The 18,191-nt window shown below is 69.4% G+C and carries 11 protein-coding genes; 4 read left to right on the top strand and 7 right to left on the bottom strand.

Annotated elements, in window-relative coordinates:
• Positions 1 to 3 precede the first annotated feature (3 nt).
• The 6 genes from MasN3_RS14490 to MasN3_RS14515 form a co-directional block, all read right to left on the bottom strand.
• Positions 4 to 2,814: a TonB-dependent receptor gene (locus MasN3_RS14490; protein WP_281908023.1), complete on the bottom strand. Its 2,811-nt coding sequence runs from the start codon at positions 2,812 to 2,814 to the stop codon at positions 4 to 6.
• A 141-nt stretch (positions 2,815 to 2,955) separates the two neighbouring features.
• Positions 2,956 to 3,978, bottom strand: a complete 1,023-nt coding sequence (locus MasN3_RS14495; protein ID WP_281908026.1) for a LacI family DNA-binding transcriptional regulator — start codon at positions 3,976 to 3,978, stop codon at positions 2,956 to 2,958.
• Positions 3,979 to 4,007: 29 nt separating this feature from the next.
• Positions 4,008 to 5,114 carry an ABC transporter ATP-binding protein gene (locus tag MasN3_RS14500; protein ID WP_281908028.1) on the bottom strand — a complete coding sequence of 369 codons (1,107 nt, stop codon included), beginning with the start codon at positions 5,112 to 5,114 and terminating at the stop codon, positions 4,008 to 4,010.
• Between the two features lie 13 nt (positions 5,115 to 5,127).
• On the bottom strand, positions 5,128 to 5,961 hold the full coding sequence (locus tag MasN3_RS14505; protein ID WP_281908029.1) for a carbohydrate ABC transporter permease: 834 nt from the start codon (positions 5,959 to 5,961) through the stop codon (positions 5,128 to 5,130).
• Entirely contained in the window at positions 5,958 to 6,842 is an 885-nt protein-coding gene (locus tag MasN3_RS14510) for a carbohydrate ABC transporter permease (RefSeq protein WP_281908031.1), read from the bottom strand. Before MasN3_RS14510 ends, MasN3_RS14505 begins: the two co-directional genes overlap by 4 nt.
• Before the next feature lie 11 nt (positions 6,843 to 6,853).
• On the bottom strand, positions 6,854 to 8,149 hold the full coding sequence (locus tag MasN3_RS14515; RefSeq protein WP_281908033.1) for an extracellular solute-binding protein: 1,296 nt from the start codon (positions 8,147 to 8,149) through the stop codon (positions 6,854 to 6,856).
• Between the two features lie 134 nt (positions 8,150 to 8,283).
• On the opposite strand from MasN3_RS14515, the gene MasN3_RS14520 reads away from it, so the two are divergent.
• Entirely contained in the window at positions 8,284 to 9,285 is a 1,002-nt protein-coding gene (locus tag MasN3_RS14520) for a DMT family transporter (RefSeq protein WP_281908034.1), read from the top strand.
• Here the strand turns inward: MasN3_RS14520 and MasN3_RS14525 are convergent.
• Positions 9,208 to 11,040 (bottom strand): family 43 glycosylhydrolase, encoded by a 1,833-nt coding sequence (locus MasN3_RS14525; RefSeq protein ID WP_281908035.1) that lies wholly within the window; start codon positions 11,038 to 11,040, stop codon positions 9,208 to 9,210. The genes MasN3_RS14520 and MasN3_RS14525 overlap by 78 nt on opposite strands.
• Before the next feature lie 312 nt (positions 11,041 to 11,352).
• Here MasN3_RS14525 and MasN3_RS14530 point away from each other — a divergent pair, with 312 nt between their 5' ends.
• From MasN3_RS14530 to MasN3_RS14540, 3 genes are read left to right on the top strand one after another with little or no spacing between them, the layout of a single operon-like run.
• Positions 11,353 to 13,617, top strand: a complete 2,265-nt coding sequence (locus tag MasN3_RS14530) for a TonB-dependent receptor (RefSeq protein WP_281908037.1) — start codon at positions 11,353 to 11,355, stop codon at positions 13,615 to 13,617.
• A 57-nt stretch (positions 13,618 to 13,674) separates the two neighbouring features.
• Complete coding sequence (locus MasN3_RS14535; RefSeq protein WP_281908038.1) at positions 13,675 to 17,241, top strand: hybrid sensor histidine kinase/response regulator; 3,567 nt, start codon at positions 13,675 to 13,677, stop codon at positions 17,239 to 17,241.
• On the top strand, positions 17,238 to 18,191 hold the full coding sequence (locus MasN3_RS14540) for a diguanylate cyclase domain-containing protein (protein ID WP_281908039.1): 954 nt from the start codon (positions 17,238 to 17,240) through the stop codon (positions 18,189 to 18,191). Before MasN3_RS14535 ends, MasN3_RS14540 begins: the two co-directional genes overlap by 4 nt.

Below are 18,191 nucleotides of genomic sequence, written 5' to 3' on the forward strand. Positions count from 1 at the left end.
CTCTTACATTTGATAGCGCAGGCTCAGGCCATAGGTGGTCGGGTTGTAGCGGATGTCGCGTGGCCGGATCGGGTCGCCCAGGTAGCTCTCGTAACGTTCCTTAGTCAGGTTGATCGCGTCGAAGTTCAGCGTCAGGTTCGGCGTGAGCGCGTAGCCGAGGCTCAGGTCGACGTAGGTCGATGCCTTGACGATGCGGTCCTGGCCGAAGCGCGGCTCGGCGATCTGCTCGACGTACTTGCCGCGCCGGGTCGCCGCCAGGCGGCCGGTCCAGCCGCCGTACTCGTAGAGCAGCGTGAAGTTGTAGCTGCTCTTGGCCACGTCGATCAGCGCCGTGGTGCGGTACTCGCCGGTCGCGTTGCGGGTCTGGTTCTCGCCGTCGGTCCAGGTGTAGTTGAACTGCGCGCCCAGGCCGCTCCAGGCGCCCGGCAGGAAGTCGAAGAACTTCTGGATCCCGAATTCGGCGCCCTTGAGCGTGCCCTTGCCCGAATTCTGCGGACGCAGCACGCGGTAGTTGACGCCGTTGATCGATTCGTTGCCCTCGATCCGCTGCAGGTAGCCGTCGATATCGCGGTGGAACAGTGCGATCTGGGCGAAGCCGTTGTTCTCGAAGTAGTACTCGAGGGTGGCGTCGCTGTTGATCGACTCGGTCGGCGCAAGCCGCGGATTGCCCGCCGAGCCGGTGCCGGGCGCGTTCACCGTCGGCGGAATCAGTGACAGCGCCGGGTTCAGGTCGGTGAATGCCGGCCGGGTGATGGTCTTGCCGACGCTGAGGTGCGACTGCAGGCGGTCGGTCCAGTTCAACACGGCCGACACGTTCGGCAGGAAATTGGTTTCGTCACTGTCCTCGTTGATCGGGGTGATCGTGTCGCCGACCCGCAGGTTGCCTTCCAGCTTGCGGTCGACCTTGACCAGGCGCCCGCCGAGGTTGCCGGTCATGCCCACCGTGCCGAGCTGCGCCTTCCAGCGCGCGCCCAGGTGCAGGGTGGCGGTGCGCTCGCGCTGCTCGAACAGGCGCATCGGGTCGTCCGCGACCCGGCCGGCCGGCTGGCCATAAAAGGCGCGCACGGTGTCGGCCTGGTCGATCAGGAAGTCGCGCGAAGGCGTGTACCACGGGCCGCCCAGACGGTCCAGGCCCGACACCAGGCTCTGGAAAGATGGGCCGAAGGCGGCCACCGGCGACGGCCGTACGGCGCCGGGCAGGTCGTTGGCGCGTTCTCCGCCATGGAAGCTGACGTCGCGGCTGGACAGGCGGATGCCGCCGGTCAACGCGTTGATGAAGCCGTCCCCCAGGCGGTACACGGCGTCGGTACGGAACTGGGTCTGCTTGCCGCGCGACTCGCCCCAGTTCTGCACCATGCCGCGCAGGACGAACTGGCTGGGGTCGCGCAAGGCATTGCCACTGCTGGCCGTGGTAATGGCGTTGTAGCCGCCGTGACCGTCGCGCCCGTAGGTATAGACCGAGGAGCTGGCGCCCGGGATCTGCTGGTCGACGATCACGGTGTCGTTGACGTAGTCCGAACGGCTGAGCGCCAGGTTGCTGTCCACCGACAGCGGGCCTTCGCGGTACTTGGCGGCGAAATTCAGGTAGTGGGTGGCGGTATGCTCCTTCACGCCCCAGGTGCTGGTGGCGGTGTAGGGGTCCCAGTCGTAGGGGCCGCCGAAGCGGGCGGCGGGCGCGCTGGCGGCCTGGATCGGGCAGATCACGCCAACCGGCGTATTGCAGTAGTCGCCCTGCGGCGCGAGCACCACGTTGGTCAGGCGCGGCGTCCAGGTGGCGATGTTCAGGATGTAGTCGACTTCGTTCCGGGTGCCGTAGCCGGTGCCCAGGTACTGCGCGGACGCTTCGAGCCGCGGATTGACTTTCCACTGCAGCGCGGCATGGACGCTGCCGCGCTCGCGGTCGCCCGCGTTGTAGATGCCGCCGATGTTGGGCAGTTCGCCCAGCCGATCGCCCGGGCGCAGCGGCGCGATCGGCTGGTCGTCGTTCAGGCGCGTGGCGGTGCCGTCCGGGCTGACCGAAAAGATGCGGTCCGGGCGGTCCACCCATTGCACCGGCATCGCCCAGTTTTCCTTGTTGTAGGCGATGTCGACCAGCACGCCGATCTCGCCGATGCCGGTCTGCCAGCGGTTGCTCATCAGGATGCCGCCGCCCGGATTGGTCTTCTCCTTGCGTGCTTCGCTGCCCTCGACGTACTGGCGGCGGCCCTCGAGGAAGCCGCTGAGGGTATAGCCCTTGAAGTCGAAAGGCGCGCGCAGGCGCACGTTGACGGCGCCGGCGATGCCGCCCTCGAACTGGTTCGCGGTGGCCGACTTGTACACGTCCAGCCCGCCGATCGACTGGACCGGCAGGTCCTGGTAGGACAGGCGCCGGCCGGTGCCGGTGAAGATCTCGTTGCCCTCGAAGGTGGTGGCGACGTCCGGCAGGCCGCGAATGATCACGCTGCTGGTCTCGCCGCGGTCGCGGCCCACCTGCACCCCGGCGATGCGCTGCAGGGCGTCGCCGGCGGCGCGGTCGGGGAACTTGCCGATGTCGTCGGCGTTGATCGAGTCCACCACCTGTTCGCTGTCGCGCTTGATCTGCTCGGCGGAGCGGATGCTGCTGCGGATGCCGGCCACCGTCACCGTGGCGATGCCGCCCGCCGGCGCGGCCTGCTCCGCTGCTGCGCGCGCCGCGCCGTCGGCGTCCGGCCCGCTGGCCTGGCCGGGTGGGGGTTCCGAAGCGGATGGTGTCGTGTCCTGGGCGGCGGCGAGGCCGATGTGGGCGCACAGCAGCATGACGGCCGCGCAGACCGGCCGAACTTTCAAGGTGCTCATCGAGGTCTCCTGGGTCGATGGCCGTGCCTGCATCCCGGGTGGACGGGCCGGCCGATATTCGCGTTCTTATTAGTCATAATTTATGACCAATATGACAAAAGCTATCCGATTTCGCACCGCCATGGCGCACTCGAGACCGCCTTAAACCGGGCCGCGCAGAGCCACCGAATCACGCTCCACCAGAGGGCAATCCATCTTGAGGGCGGTCGGTCGGGAGATGCCTCCGTGCACTTGCGCAATCAAATTTTCTGCCGCCCAGCGGCCCATTTCGTAGTTTGGTAACAACACTGTGGTGAGCGGCGGCTGGGTGTAACGCGCAATATCCTGATCGTCGTAGCCAACCACCGACACCTGGTCCGGCACCTCCATGCCCAGTTCGCGTGCCGCTCCGATGGCGCCGACGGCCATCAGGTCGTTGGCGCAGAACAGCGCGCTGGGCGGATCGGGCAAGGCCAGCAGCGCGCGGGCGTGGGCATGGCCGCTGCTCACCTGCCAGTCGCCCTCGCGCACCAGCTGCGCGTCGAACGGGATGTCGCGGCTCGACAGGGCCTGGCGATAGCCCTTCAGGCGCTCGCCGGCGGCCTCGATCCAGCCTTCGCCATTGATGAAGCCGATGCGCCGGTGGCCGGCCTCGATCAGGTGCATGGTGGCCGCATAGCCGCCCAGCACCTCGCTCGGCACCACCGAGGAGCAGCCGCGCTCGCGCCGCTCCTTCTGGTGGCAGTTCAGGAGCACGGTCGGCACCTGCGCCAGCAGCGCGGGGACGGTGACCGCGCGCGTGAAAATGGTCGCGTAGATCACCCCCAGCAGCGTGGGGTCGGCCAGCACCCGGGCCAGGAGCGCGCCTTCATACTCGGGATCGTTGCGGGTGGCGTACACCGAGAGCAGGCAATCGTGCTCCCAGGCGCCGTCGCGGGCGCCGTCGATGGTGGTCATCGCATGCGGGCTGGTGGACAGCTCGTCGGTGAGGTAGACCACCAGATTGCGGGCCTGGGCCGCTGCCGGGCCGCCGTGGCCCGGGCGTTGCACCGGATAGCCCAGCTCGCGCGCGATGCGCAGCACCTTGTTGCGCGTCGCGCTCGACACCTTGGCGCCGCTCATGTGGTTGATCACCAAGGACACCGTGGACTGCGACACCCCGGCCAGCTTGGCGATGTCGGTCATGGTGGGCCGCCGCGTGCGGCCCGGATCGCTCATGCCGGCAAGGGCGCGCGCGGCAGCGCGGCGCCGTCGGCATCGAACAGGTGGCCGTGGCCCGGCTCGAAGGCGAGCGTCACGCGATCGCCGCGCGCCAGGCGGGCGCCGCCGGGGCGGTCCTTGAGCGAGACCATCTCCGCCACGCCGTCCACCTGGGCATGGACGATGGTCGAATCGCCCAGGTACTCGACCAGGGCCACCGTGGCCGGAATGCCGCCCCGCTCCACCGCTTCGACGCGCAGGTGCTCGGGGCGGATGCCCAGCGTCACGGCCGCGCCGGGCGCGGCGCGGGAGGCGTCCGCGGCCACGTCGACGAGGGTGCCGCCGGCCAGGCGCACGTGCACCGCCGGCCCCTCCTCGCCGGCCAGCATCCCGGGCAGGAAGTTCATGCGCGGCGAACCGAGGAAGCCGGCCACGAAACGGTTGGCGGGCCGCTCGTACAGCTCCAGGGGCGTGCCGGCCTGCTCGATGCGCCCGCCGTTGAATACGACGATCCTCTGGCCCAGGGTCATCGCCTCGACCTGGTCGTGGGTCACGTAGATCATGGTGGCGCCCAGCTCCCGGTGCAGGCGCGCCAGTTCCACCCGGGTCTGGCCGCGCAGCGCCGCATCCAGGTTCGACAGCGGCTCGTCGAACAGGAACACCTCGGGTTTGCGCACGATGGCGCGCCCGATCGCGACGCGCTGGCGCTGCCCGCCCGACAGCGCCTTGGGGCGGCGCTCGAGCAGGTGTCCGATCTGCAGGATCTCGGCAGCGCGTCCCACCCGCTCGGCGATCTCGGCGCGCGGGACGCCGGCCAGCTTCAGGGCGAAGCCCATGTTCTCGGCCACGGTCATGTGCGGGTACAGCGCATAGCTCTGGAACACCATGGCGATGCCGCGCCTGGACGGCTCGACCTCGTTGCAGATCCGGCCGCCGATTTCCACCGTGCCGTCACCGACGTCTTCCAGTCCGGCGATGATGCGCAGCAGGGTCGACTTGCCGCAGCCCGAAGGGCCGACCAGCACCACGAACTCGCCGTCCGCGATCTCGAGGTCGACGCCCTTGATGACGGGGTTGTCCTCGTATTGTTTGGTGATGCCCTGCAGGCGCACTGATGACATTAGCTCTCCGTTATTATCCTTTTAGTCCCGTGGCGGCCAGGAAGCCGTGGGTGACACGCCGCTGGAACAGCACGTAGGCCAGCGCAACCGGCAGCGCGCCGATCAAGGCCGCCGCCATCAGCTGGGCATAGCGCACCCCGAAGGCGTCGTAGGTCTGGGTCAGGCCCAGCGGGATGGTCATCATGTCGTTCGAGGTGACGATGATGAAGGGCCACAGGAAGTTGTTCCAGGCGCCGATGAAGGTGACGATTGCCATCGCCCACACGATGTTGCCGGAGACCGGCAGGTAGACGCTCCACAGGATGCGCAGCGGCCCGGCGCCGTCCATCACGGCCGCTTCGCGGAAATCGGCGGGGATGGCGTCGAAGAACTGCTTGAACACGTAGATCACCACCGGCGCCACCACCTGGGGCAGCACGATCCCGGCGTAGCTGTTGATCAGGCCCAGCTGGTTCATCATCCGGAACAGCGGCACCAGCAGCGCCTCGAAGGGCACCAGGAAGGCCAGCATGGTGATGCCGAACACCAGGCCGCGGCCCTTGAAGCGCAGCTGGGAAAACGCATAGGCCGCCATCAAGGACAGCGCCATGGTCACCAAGGTCACCAGGAGCGCCACCAGGGCGCTGTTGAACAGCCAGCGCCCGACGTTGCCGGCGGCCAGCACCTTGGTGAAGGCTTCCAGGGTCCAGTCGCGGGGCAGCCAGTGGAATACCGCGGACACCGTCTCGTGCTCGGGCCGCAGCGCGGTGCTCATGGCCCACAGCAGCGGGGCCACCCACATCGCCGCCAGCAGCAGCGCGGCGATGGCGCCGGTGACGGTCCAGGCGAGATTCGAACGAGAGCTCATGCATCCCTCCGCGCCAGCCAGCGCACCAGGCCCGCCTGGGCCAGCGACAGCGCGATCACGATCACCACGAAGGCCACCGCGATCGCCGCCGCGTAGCCCGCGTCGCTCTGGGTGAAGGCGGTCTCGTACATGTAGTGCAGGGTCACCCGCGTGGTGTTGAACGGTCCGCCTGTGGTCATGATGTAGGTCTGGCCGAAGATCTTCATCGAGGCGATCAGCTGCAGCACCAGCGCCATCCAGACCACCGGGCGCAAGGCCGGCCAGGTAATGCTGCGAAACAGGGTGAAGCCGCGCGCGCCGTCCAGGCTGGCCGCCTCGTACAGCTCGGCCGGAATGTTGCGCAGGCCGGCCAGGAACATCAGCATGTTGAAGCCCACGGTCCACCAGATGGTGCCGATGGCAACCATCGGCATGGCCCAGGTGAGGTCGGCGAGCCAGGCGCGCTGCATGCCCAGCACGTGGTTGACCACGCCCGACGAGGGCTGGAGCATCCAGTCCGCGATCAGGGTCATGACCGAGATCGGCAGGACATACGGCAGGAAGAAAGCGCCCTGCAGCCAGCCGCTGGCCCGGGTAAAGCGGTTCACCAGGAGCGCCATCAAGAGGCCGAGCGCGGTGAGCGGAATCACCGTCAGCAGCGCGAAATAGAAGGTGTTGCCGACCGCGGCCCAGAACGACGGGTCCTGCACCAGCGTGACGTAGTTGTCGACGCCGATGAAGGCATTGGTGCGCGTCAGGCTGCTCTCCGTCAGGCTCATGTAGAACGTGTCGAGCGCCGGCAGGAAGAAGAACAGCAGGAAGGCGAGCCCGAAGGGCGCCAGCAGCATCGCCGCCGGCACGCCATCGCCGCGCCGCGCTCCCCTCGAACGGACCAATGCCATGCCTTCCCCCCTTAGTAGCGCGGCGCGCGTTTCTTGATCATGCGCGCCGCTTCGGTTTCGAACATGCGCAGGGCTTGCGCCGGCGTGAGCTGCGACGACAGCGCCGCCGGCAGGTATTTCGAGGCCATCGCCTCGAGCGGCCCGGCGGCGCCCATGTACCAGGCGTCCGGGTCGTAGACCACGTGGCGCGGCACCTCGGCGTACAGCCGGTTCGGCATCAGGGCCAGGGCGGCGGGGGATTCCGCCACCGGCCGGTAGGCCGGCACGTGCCCGCCCTCGGCCCAGCCGAGCGAATGCTTGCTCACGAACGCAATGAAGCGCATCACGGCGCGCGCTTTTTCGGGCGAGAGCGGCCGCCCCTCGTTGGCGGGCATGGCGAAGGCGTGCGAATCGGCCCAGACGCTGTCGTTGCCGAACATGCGCGGCAGCGGCACGATGCCGTAGTCGAAGCCGAGAGTGCCGCCCTTGGCGGCGCGCACCATCTCCGGCACCTCCCACACGCCGTTGATCATGAAGCCGGCGTTGCCGCCCATGAACTGGCTGGTGGAGGCCGCGTAATCCAGCCCCGGCTGGGCGTAGCCCTGCTGGAACCAGCGCGCCACGCGCGCCAGCGAATCGACGCCGGCCGCGCCGTAGGCGAAGCGTCCGTTCTGGATCAGGGGCGCGTTGCGCTGCGCCAGCATCGAGATCCACAGGCGCCAGATCGCATAGGAGCTCTGGCTGCTCTCCATGGTCATCCCTGGCCGGCCGGTGGCCTCGCGCACCGCGCGGAAGGCGTCTGTGAGCGCGTCGATTCCCCGGATCGGCTTGAGGGTGCCGCCGGCGTCCAGCAGGCCGGCCTTCCCCACCAGTGTCTTGTTGTAGTACAGGACCAGCGGATGCAGGTCGAGCGGGATCGCGTAGGTCCGGCCGGCATGCTGGGATTTCTGCCATTGGCGCGGATAGAAGTCGGCGGGATCGAGTCCGCTTGCCGCCAGCGCCGAGGGCGCGATGGGCCGCAGCACGCCGCCGCCCGCCAGGTTGGTGATGCGCGACAGGTGCACGGTGGCGATGTCCGGCCCGGCCCCCACCACCGACGAGGTGATCAGCTTGGTGTAGAACGGCTCGCCCCAGTTCAGCGTGGTGCTGGTCACGCGCACGTCGCGCTGGCTGGCGTTGAAGCGCTCGACCAGCGCCGCCATGCGCGCGCCGTCCCCGCCGCTCAGCAGCGTCCACATGCGCACCTCGATCTGCGCATGCGCGGACGTGGGCGCGCACAATGCGCTGGCTAGCGCCGCGCCGGCGAGGCGCACCGTGAATGGGGTCAAGCCTGTCTCCTGGGTCGTTCTGGTGGGGCTGCCACTGTTTTATCATTAATACTAGCAAATAATTATTAACAAGGGCTGTCCTGTAGGCATCAGAGCCCAGGGTGTAGAATCGCTCCTTTGCTTGTGGATCGGATATGTGGATCGGGGTGTTGTGCGGCCTGCTGGCCGGGGCGATGTGGGGCCTGGTATTCATCGTGCCGGAGATGCTGGGCGCCTTCTCGCCGCTGGAGCTGGCGGTCGGGCGCTACCTCGCCTACGGCGCGATGGCCTTCGCCCTGCTGCTGCCGCGCCTGAAGTCCCTCTTCGGCACCCTGGTTCCCGGCGACTACGCCGCGCTGGTACGGCATGCGCTGGCCGGCAACATCGTCTACTACATGCTGCTCGCGGCCGGCGTGAAGTACGCCGGCCTGGCCCCGACCTCCCTGATCATCGGGATGGTGCCGGTGGTGGTCACCCTCATGGGCCGCAAGGACCACGGCGCGCTGCCGCTGCGGCGCCTGGCGCTGCCGCTGCTCCTGGTAGCCGCGGGCATCGCCTGCATCAACGTCGACAGCTTCCTGCATGCCGGCCCGGCGGCTTCTAGCGGGGAGATCGCGCTGGGCGTGGCCTGCGCCGCCGGCGCCCTGCTGTGCTGGAGCTGGTACGCCCTCGACAACGCGCGCTACCTGAAGCGCAATCCGCACTTCTCCAGCGCCCAGTGGTCGGCGCTGTACGGCCTGTCCACCGGTGCGATCGCCCTCCTCATCGGCATCGCGAGCTGGCTGTTGTCCGACCCGGTTCCGGCCACGCCCGCACGCGACTGGTCTTTGTTCTGGACCTGCAATGCCCTGCTGGCGCTGGGCGCGTCGGTGATCGGCAACCAGCTGTGGAACGTGGCGAGCCGCCGGGCCCCGGTTACCCTGTCCGGCCAGCTGATCCTGTTCGAGACCCTGTTCGCCCTGCTCTACGGCTTCCTGTACCGCGCCCAGGGCCCGCGCCCCCTGGAGCTGGCGGCGATCGTGCTGCTGGTGGCGGGCGTGACCTGGTCGGTGCACGCCCATTCGGCCGGGCGCGATGCCTCAGGGCGGGAGGCGCTCGACCCGGACTTCGGCGAAGGTGACGGCATGGCCGGCGCCGCCCATCGCCACCAGTCCTAGGCGCGCCTTGCCGCCCAGGCGGTGGGTCCAGGTGCTGCCTCCCACCCAGCCTCCGCCCTGCCCCATCGACCAGGCGGTATAGCGTTCTTCCTTCCCTTCACGCCGGATGTCGATGCGCAGCCAGGTCCATTCGCCCGGCGTGCCCACCACCGTGTTGCCGTAGCGCGGATAGCCGCGCGCCACCGGCGCCAGTTCCTTGCCGAATTCCACCTGGCGCAGGCCGTCGTGGGCCAGTTCCACCAGCTTCACGTAGTTATCGTCGTCGCGCATCACGACCAGCCCGCCCTGCACCGGTTTGGCGCAGCAGTCGAGGGGCGCATCGAGCCGGATGCGCGCCAGGATCCGCAGGTCGCCCTCGGGCAAGGCTGTGCTCAGCAGCGCCGCGTTGTTGGTGTCTTCATGCAGGTCGGTCTGCCGGGTGGCCATGCGCAGGCCCGGATGCCCGGTGGACCAGCTGCCGGCGGCCTGTGGCCGGATCCAGCGCCAGCGCGCATCGAGGTGCGGCTGCGCGAAGCGCTCGCTCCAGAGTGGCGTCGCGGCCACGGTCGACGCCTTCGCTGGCGACGGCGCCGGCGCCGGGGCCGGGGCCGCGACGATGCTCGGCGCGCGCTGCGGGGTGTCCGACGGGCCCTGGCCGCGGTTGATCACCGGCCAGCCGTCCACCCAGTCGATGCGGTCGAGCAGCAGCGGACGGCGGGTCAGCTTGTCCTCGACGCTGAAATAGCCCTGGTGCCGGTCGACCGCATGGTAGAAGGTCCACCATTGGCCGGCGGCGTCCTGGAACACGGTATTGTGGCCGGCGCCCACCCAGCGGTTGCCGTTCTGCGCCAGCACCGGCGTGCCGCCCACGCGCGCCGCCGCCATGTCATTGCCTTCACGGTCGAGGAAAGGCCCTTCGGGACTGGTGGCGCGTCCGACGAACAGGGCGTAGCCGGTCAGCGGCCCGCGGCAGCAGTCGGTGCTCGAAGCGAACAGGTACCAGTACTTGCCGGCCTTGACCACCTCCGCGCCCTCGTAGCGGTTGGCCGCGCCGATCCGCACCGGGTCGCCCTCGACCCGCAGGCCGTCCTTCGACAGGCGCTGCACGAACAGGCCGCCGCCATAGCTGCCGTAGTACAGGAAACGGTCGCCCTGTTCGTCCTCGACCACGTCGGGGTCGAAGGTCCAGTGGAAGTTGCAGCCCGCGCCGGCACGGCGCGGCGGCACCACCAGCTGCTCGGCCGGGCGCCAGGGCCCGGCGGGCGAGGCGCTGGTGGCCACCGCGATCCCGCTGTCCGACGCGCAGCCTGGTTCCGGGCTGTGGCGGTCGGCCACGTCGGTGACCGTAAAGTACAGGTAATAGCTGCCGTTCTGGTAGACCGGCTCGGGCGCCCACAATCCCGAGGTCGGACCGGCCAGACCAGCCGGGCGCTGGTCGAAGGAATCGCGCACGAAATACCAGTTGACCAGGTCCACCGACCGGTAGACCGGCATCATCCGGAACTTCCAGCCCTTGCCGTCGCGCTCCTTGTGGCTGACCGGGTCCATGGTGCAGTACATGTACCAGACCGTCGGGGTCGAGGTGCGGTCGCGCAGCAGGGACGGGTCGGCGCAGCTTTCGGCCAGGCTGCCGTCGGCCAGGCGCAGCGGCAAGGGATTGGTATAGGTGGCGGCTCCAGCCGCCGCCGGGGCCAGCGCCCGTGCCGACGGCGGCGCGGCCAGCTGGGTCGCGGCGAGCAGCAGCATCCCTGCCCAGCCTGGAAAGGATCGTGTCATACGGTCTCCTTGGTATGCGCCGAGCGCCGGCGAGTATGTTGTTGGCTGAAAATTAAGCCAAAACAAGTGCCCAGCGGCGCACGTGTGGACACGGCGTCCGGCAGGACATTGCCGAATGTGCCATAGATGAACGCCAAGCGTTGTAACAGCCTGATATTTTCGTTCAATTACGTTTTGTAGGACTATTGCCCGTGATCACTACCTGCTAGACTTCCCGAGCCGCATCCCATAGCGCAACTAAGTTGCCAGAATATAACAATAGGGCTGCGCGGCGGGATAATCCGCCAATAAGGAAACCAGGGGAAGTATTTCATGAAAGTGAAGCAGGTCTGTCCAGCGCAGAAGCTGCTGGCCGTTGCAGTATCGGGCATCGCCTGGAGCCTGGGCTGTGCCCATGCCGTCCAGGCGCAGGAAGCCCCGGCCGTCCAGGCACACAACAACGCCGTGCCGGAAGTCGTGGTCACGGCCCAGCGTACCGCTTCCGCCGCCTCGCGCACGCCGGTGGCCATCAGCGTGCTGTCCGGCGAGCAGCTGCGCGAGCTCGGCGCCGACAACCCGGCAGCGTTGGGCGCGCGCCTGCCGAACGTGCACCTCGACCAGGCTTTCTCGGGCCTGCGCGTGACCATCCGCGGCATCAGCAACAACGACACCACCGACAAGGGCGACCCTTCGGCCGCCTTCATGCAGGACGGCGTGTATATCGCGCGCCCTGCCGGCCAGGCCGCCAACTTCCTCGACGTCGAGCGCATCGAAGTGCTGCGCGGACCGCAGGGCACCCTGTACGGCCGCAACACCACCGCCGGCCTGGTCAACGTGATCTCGCATGCGCCGACGGCGCAGCTGGAAGGCCGCGTCGCTGTCGAAGCCGGCACCTACGGCAACCGCAAGCTCGAAGGCGTGGTCAACGTTCCGGTGAACCATGCCCTGGCGCTGCGCGCCGCCGTCAGCACCCGCAAGCAGGACCCGTTCCTGCGCAACGGCCAGGGCACGCGCTTCAAGCCCGGCATGGACCGCGACGACCGCGATGCGCGCCTGAGCGCCAGGCTGGCGATCGGCCGCGATGCCGCGCTGCTGCTGCGCTACGACCATAGCGAAGCGACCAACAACAATGACCGCTTCGTCCCGGACACCAATTTCTACAGCGGCGTCGCCGCCGGCGCGCCGACATGGCGCGACACCTCGACCGACGAACGCCTGACCATGGGCTTCCGTCCGGTGAACATCGCTCCGGTGCAGGGCATGCAGGACCGCCGCGCGCGCGGCCTGTCGGCGGACCTGAGCTGGAACCTGGGCCCGGCCACCCTCTACTACCTCGGCTCGCACCGCGAACTCGACCAGCAGATGGTGAACAACTACTATTACCGGATCTCGCCGGCGATCGCGCTTGGCGTGATCAACAGCTACGATGGCGCCAACATCCAGGACTCGCACGAACTGCGCCTGGCCACCGGGGGCGGCGGGCCGCTCAGCGCCCAGGCCGGCCTGTATTACTTCAGCGAGCAATCCGATACCCGCTACGCCTTCCAGGGCCTGCGCCCGGTCGGCCTGCCGCCGTATTACGCCTTCCCGCTGGTGACCGAGGCCGCCAGCCGCGCCGTCTTCGGCCAGCTCACCTGGCGCGCGGCCGGGCGCCTGCAGCTGACCGCCGGGGCGCGCCGCACCCTCGACCACAAGTGGCGCGTGGGCTCGACCGATTTCCAGCAGGCCCCCAGCTTCAATCCGGCCACCGACCGCCGCCTGCTGAACGCGGCCGACCTGTCGACCTCGCGCACGACCTGGCGCCTGGGCGCGCAGTTCGACCTGGCGCCTGCCAGCCTGGCCTACCTGAGCCTGGCGACCGGCTACAAGGCCGGCGCCTTCAACGACGGCTGCGTGGCCGGCACCTCCGCCCTCGGCATCCCCTGCCCCGCAGCCGCCGCGGTCACGCCCGAGTTCCTGTACTACCAGCCGGAAGAACTGCGTGCCTGGGAAGCCGGCCTGAAGTCGCGCCTCATGCAGGGCCGCTTGAGCGTGAATGCCGCCGTCTTCCACTACGACTACACCAATCTGCAGCTGACCGGCAATGCGATCGTCGCCGGCGCCCCGCGCCTTCTGACGCGCAATGCGGGCGCGGCGCGCAGCCGCGGCGTCGAACTCGATGGCGAATGGCGGGTCGGCAGCGGCGGCCGCCTCAACTACGGCCTGACCCTGCTCGACGCCCGCTACGTGACCTACATGGCAACGCCGACCGTATCCTGGGCCGGACGCAAGCTGGACCGGGCGCCGAGCCAGGTGTTTACGCTCGGCTACCAGCAGCGCGTCCCGCTGGCCGGCGGCCAGCTCACCGGCGGCCTGTTCGCCCGCGCCAGCGGCGCCTACGTGCTGGCGGTCCCGAGCCAGCTCTTGAGCTACCGCGTGCCTTCGCATACGAGCACCGACGCCACGCTCGCGTGGGCGCCTGCGAAAGGCAGCTGGAGCGTGCTGGCGCGCGTGCGCAACATCGAGAACAAGGTGCGGCCGTCCGTCATCGACAGCTTCGGCATGACCACGCCGACCGCGCCGCGCACCGCCGATCTGCGCCTCGACCTGCGTTTCTGAGGAAAGGCCCACACGCGTCCGGACTTTCTTTTTCGTGAACCATTTGCTGGAGCCTGAATGACACGCGATGCTGCGCACCCGCTGCCCCCGACGCTGCGGGCCGCCATGAGCGAAGCGGCCGAACCGCTGCGCGCCGCGCCCGCGGCCTGGCGCCGCGTCATGCTCCTTGTCGTAACGGCCCTGCTGGCCCTGGCGCTGGTGCTGGCTTCCCAGGGCGTCCGGGCGGCGGCTGCCGGGCCGCTCGTGCTCGGGCCGCAGACGCGCAGCATCGATGCCTGGCCCGCCGTCACGGTGCTGGTCGACGAAGGTGGCAGGCTCGACGCCGCGGCCGCGCTGGCCCGCGCTGGCGGCTATGCGCCGCCCGACACCGCGCACGGCGTCCTGAAGCTGATCCAGGAGCCGCACTGGGTGCGCATCCCCTTGCGCGTCGCACCGGATGCGCCGCACGACTGGGTGGTGCAGATCGACTTCGGCATCCTCGACCAGGTCGAGTTCTACCTGGAACACGGCGGCCGCCTGCGTAAACTTGCCAGCAGCGGACGCCGCCTGCTTGAGGACGGCGCGCTCAAGGGACGGGTGCCGGCCGTGGCGCTCAGGCTCGAGCCAGGGGCCGACTACACGCTGCTGGTGCGGGTGTTCGCCAGGGGGCCGCGCATTGCCCCGATCAGCATCATGCAGCCCGACGCCTACCAGCGCGCCGCGCTGGGCGAGCAGATGCTGCAGGGCCTGCTGCTCGGCATCGCCCTGTGCCTGGTCGCCTACAGCCTGGGCCAGTGCGTCGCCTTGCGCGAGCTGCTGTACGGCAAGTACGCCATGTACGTGGGTGGCCTCACCCTGTATGGCCTGGTCTGGTTCGGCCTCGGCGAGCAGTTCCTGTGGCGCGGCCACGAATGGTTCAGCAAGCACGTGATGGGACTGTCCTCGCAGATCGCCTCCGCCGGCGCCTACCTGTTCGTCGAGCAGATCCTGGCGCGCCCCGGGATGGACCGCCGCTTCAGCCGCATGATGAAGGGCGGCGCCGCCTTGTGCATCCTGGCCGGCCTGCTGTGGTGCCTGGGCCTGCTCGACCACCGCATCCTGATCGTGTTCACCATGACGGTCGGCGCCGCCCCGATGTTCCTCGGCCTGCCCGGCGCCTGGCGCCGCATGCGAAATGGCGACCGGATCGGCTTCTATTTCCTGTTCAGCTGGTTCTTCAGCGCCGGCGGCGCCGTGGTGCAGGCCCTCTTGAGCGCCGGTGTCGTGCCGGCGAACTTCTGGACCATGCACTCGCTGCAACTGGGCGTCACCATCGACATGCTGATGTTCATGCGCATGATCAGCCTGCGCAGCCAGGCGACCCGGCAGGCATTGCAGCGCGCCGAAGCGGAAGCGCGCATGAAATCGGCGTTCCTGGCCAACATGAGCCACGAGATCCGGACCCCGATGAACGCCATCATCGGCATGAGCCGCCTGGCCCTGATGGGCGAGACGCCGCCCAGGCTGCGCAATTACCTGAGCAAGATCCTGGGCGCCGGCGAACACCTGCTGGGCGTGACCAACGACATCCTCGACCACGCCAGGATGGAAGCCGGCAAGCTGTCGATCGAGAAGCTGCCCTTCGACCTGAACGAGATGCTCGAGCACCTGGCGAGCGTCATCAGCGTCAAGAGCGACGCCAAGGGCGTGGAACTGGTCTTCCGGATCGGCGCCGGGGTGCCGGAGCAGCTGGTCGGCGACCCGCTGCGCCTGCGCCAGGTGCTGGTCAACCTGGCCGGCAACGCCGTCAAGTTCACCGAGCGCGGCGAGATCGTCGTGGCGGTCGCGCTGCTGGAGCGCCACGACACCGGCGTGACCCTTGAATTCTCGGTCACCGACACCGGCATCGGCATGAGCCCGGACCAGGTGGGGCGCCTGTTCCAGTCCTTCACCCAGGCCGACAGCTCGACCACCCGCAAGTACGGCGGCAGCGGCCTGGGCCTGTCGATCTCGCGCCAGCTGGTCGAGCTGATGGGCGGCCGCATCGACGCCGCCAGCACGCCGGGCGCCGGCAGCCGCTTCGCCTTCACGGTGCCGCTGGGGGTGCACGACAGCGCGGCCGCCGCCCTGCGCCGCGGCGGCTTGCAGAACGTGCGCGCCCTGGTGGCGGACGACAGCGCCACCGCGCGCGCCGCGCTGGCCGACATGCTCGACAGCCTCGGCGTGCGCGTCGACACCGTGGCCTCCGGGGAAGCCTGCCTGGCGGCGCTGGCGCGCGCCGCGCAGCTTGGCCAGCCGTATGACATAGTCCTGATCGACTACCTGATGCCGGGCCTGGACGGGGTCGCGACGATTCGCCGCATGCGCCAGGGCGTGCGCGATGGCGGCCGTCATGTGCCGCCGGCCATCCTGATGGTCTCGGTGTGCACGCGCGACACCGTGCTGGGGCAGGAAGGCGAGCTGCCGGTCGATGCCTTCCTGCACAAGCCGGCCGGCCCGGCCCTGCTGTACCACAGCATGCTGCAGGCGCTGCGCCCGCAGCTGGCCGCGGCGGACGCGGACGCCATGGCCGCCGCAGGCATTGCCGCGCTGGCCGAGATCCCGCGCCTGGACGGGGCCCGCATCCTGCTGGCGGAGGACAATGCCGACAACCGCGAGGTGGCCCTGGATTTCATGGCCGCGGCGCGCATGCGGGTGGACGTCGCCTTCAACGGCGCGGACGCGGTGCGCATGGCCCTGGCGGGCGACTATGACCTGGTGCTGATGGACATCCAGATGCCCGGACTCGACGGCCTGGATGCGACCCGCGAGATCCGCAAGGACCCGCGCATGCGCGCGCTGCCGATCGTGGCGATGACTGCGCACGCCCTGCCGGGCGATCGCGCCAGGAGCCTGGCAGCCGGGATGAACGACCACGTCACCAAACCGATCGATCCCGACCTGCTGTTCTGCACCCTGCTCAAGTGGATCGATCCGGCGCGCCTGGCCGGCCGCCCCCTGCCGGACCGGGCAGCCGCGCAGGCCGGGAACGAAGCGTTCGAGGGCGCGGCGGCGCTGCCCGCCGTCCCCGGCCTGGACTGGCGCCAGGCGCTCGACAAGGTCGACGGCCAGCGCGGCCGCCTGGTAAAACGTGCCGCCAGCTTCGTGCGCGAATATGCCGAGGCCCCGCGCATGCTGCGTGAAGCGCTCGGCGCCGGCGACCACCAGGCCCTGGAGTCGCTCGCGCACAACCTGAAGTCGAGCGCCGCCTATGTCGGCGCCTTCGAGCTGGCATCCGCCGCCCACCGCCTCGAGCAGGACCTGCGCGGCGGCCAGGCCGAGCAGCTCGCGGCCCAGGTGCCGGGCCTGGTCGGCGCGGCCCAGACCGTGCTGGCGGCCCTGGCCGAGTTGGCCGATGCGGCGCAGCCGAGCCCGGGCATCCCAGCCGAACCGGGCGGACCGGCGCTGGGCGCTTTGGCGCTGCGCCTGCGGCTGCTGCTCGAGGCCGACGACGCCCGCGCCGAGGACGCGCTGGGCGAATTCGAGGCACTGCTCGCGGGCCGCGGCCACGACGCCATCCTGGCCACGCTGCGGCGCGCGGTGCAAGACCTGGAATACGAGGCCGCCCTGGCGCCGCTGGCGCAACTGGTCGCCGGCCTCGCGCTGAACATGGAGGACGCGGCATGAACGGTGTGGAGATGCAGAAGGTGCTGGTCGCCGACGACGACGCGATCAACCGCGACGTGCTGGGCGAACTCCTCAAGCCCGAGTACACCGTGCTGCTCGCGAAAAACGGCGCCCAGACCCTGGAGCGGGCCATGCGCCACCTGCCCGACCTGATCCTGCTCGACGTCCTGATGCCGGACATGGACGGCTACGAGGTGCTGCGCCGGCTGCGCGCCGACCCGCTCACCGAGCACATCGCCGTGATCTTTATCTCCGGCCTGGACCGGCCGGAAGACGAAGCCAATGGCCTGAAGATGGGCGCCTCGGACTACATCACCAAGCCGTTCAACCAGACCGTGGTGATGGCGCGCGTGGCCCTGCACCTGGAGGTGGTGCGCCAGCGCCGCATGCTGGAGCGGCTCGCGAACATCGACGGCCTGACCGAACTGGCCAACCGGCGCCGCTTCGACGAGGTCTTCGCGCTGGAATGGCAGCGCGCACGCAGGTCGGGCCGCCCGCTTTCACTGGCCCTGCTCGACGTCGACGCCTTCAAGCAGTACAACGACCGCTACGGGCACCCGGCGGGCGACCGCGCCCTGCGCGCGGTGGCGCGCCTGGCTGCCGCCGCGATGCGCCGGCCGGGCGACCTGGCGGCGCGCTACGGCGGCGAGGAGCTGGTGCTGCTGCTGCCCGAGACCGGCGCGGCCGAGGCATGCGCGCTGGTGTCGCGGCTGCTGCTTGCCGTGGCCGGCCTGTCGATCGCCCACGAGGCTTCCGGCGTGGCGCCGGTGCTGACCGCCAGCGCCGGCGGCGCCACCCTGGAGCCTGGCGGCACCGAGACCGCTTCTAGGCTGTTCGACGCGGCCGACGCCGAGCTGTACCGGACCAAGCAGGCCGGCCGCAACCGCGTCGCCTGGCGCGAGAGCCGGTACGACAGTGCGGAGTACGCGCACCCGCCCCACGCGCTGTAA

This window comes from Massilia varians (genome assembly GCF_027923905.1).
Taxonomy (GTDB): domain Bacteria; phylum Pseudomonadota; class Gammaproteobacteria; order Burkholderiales; family Burkholderiaceae_D; genus Telluria; species Telluria varians_B.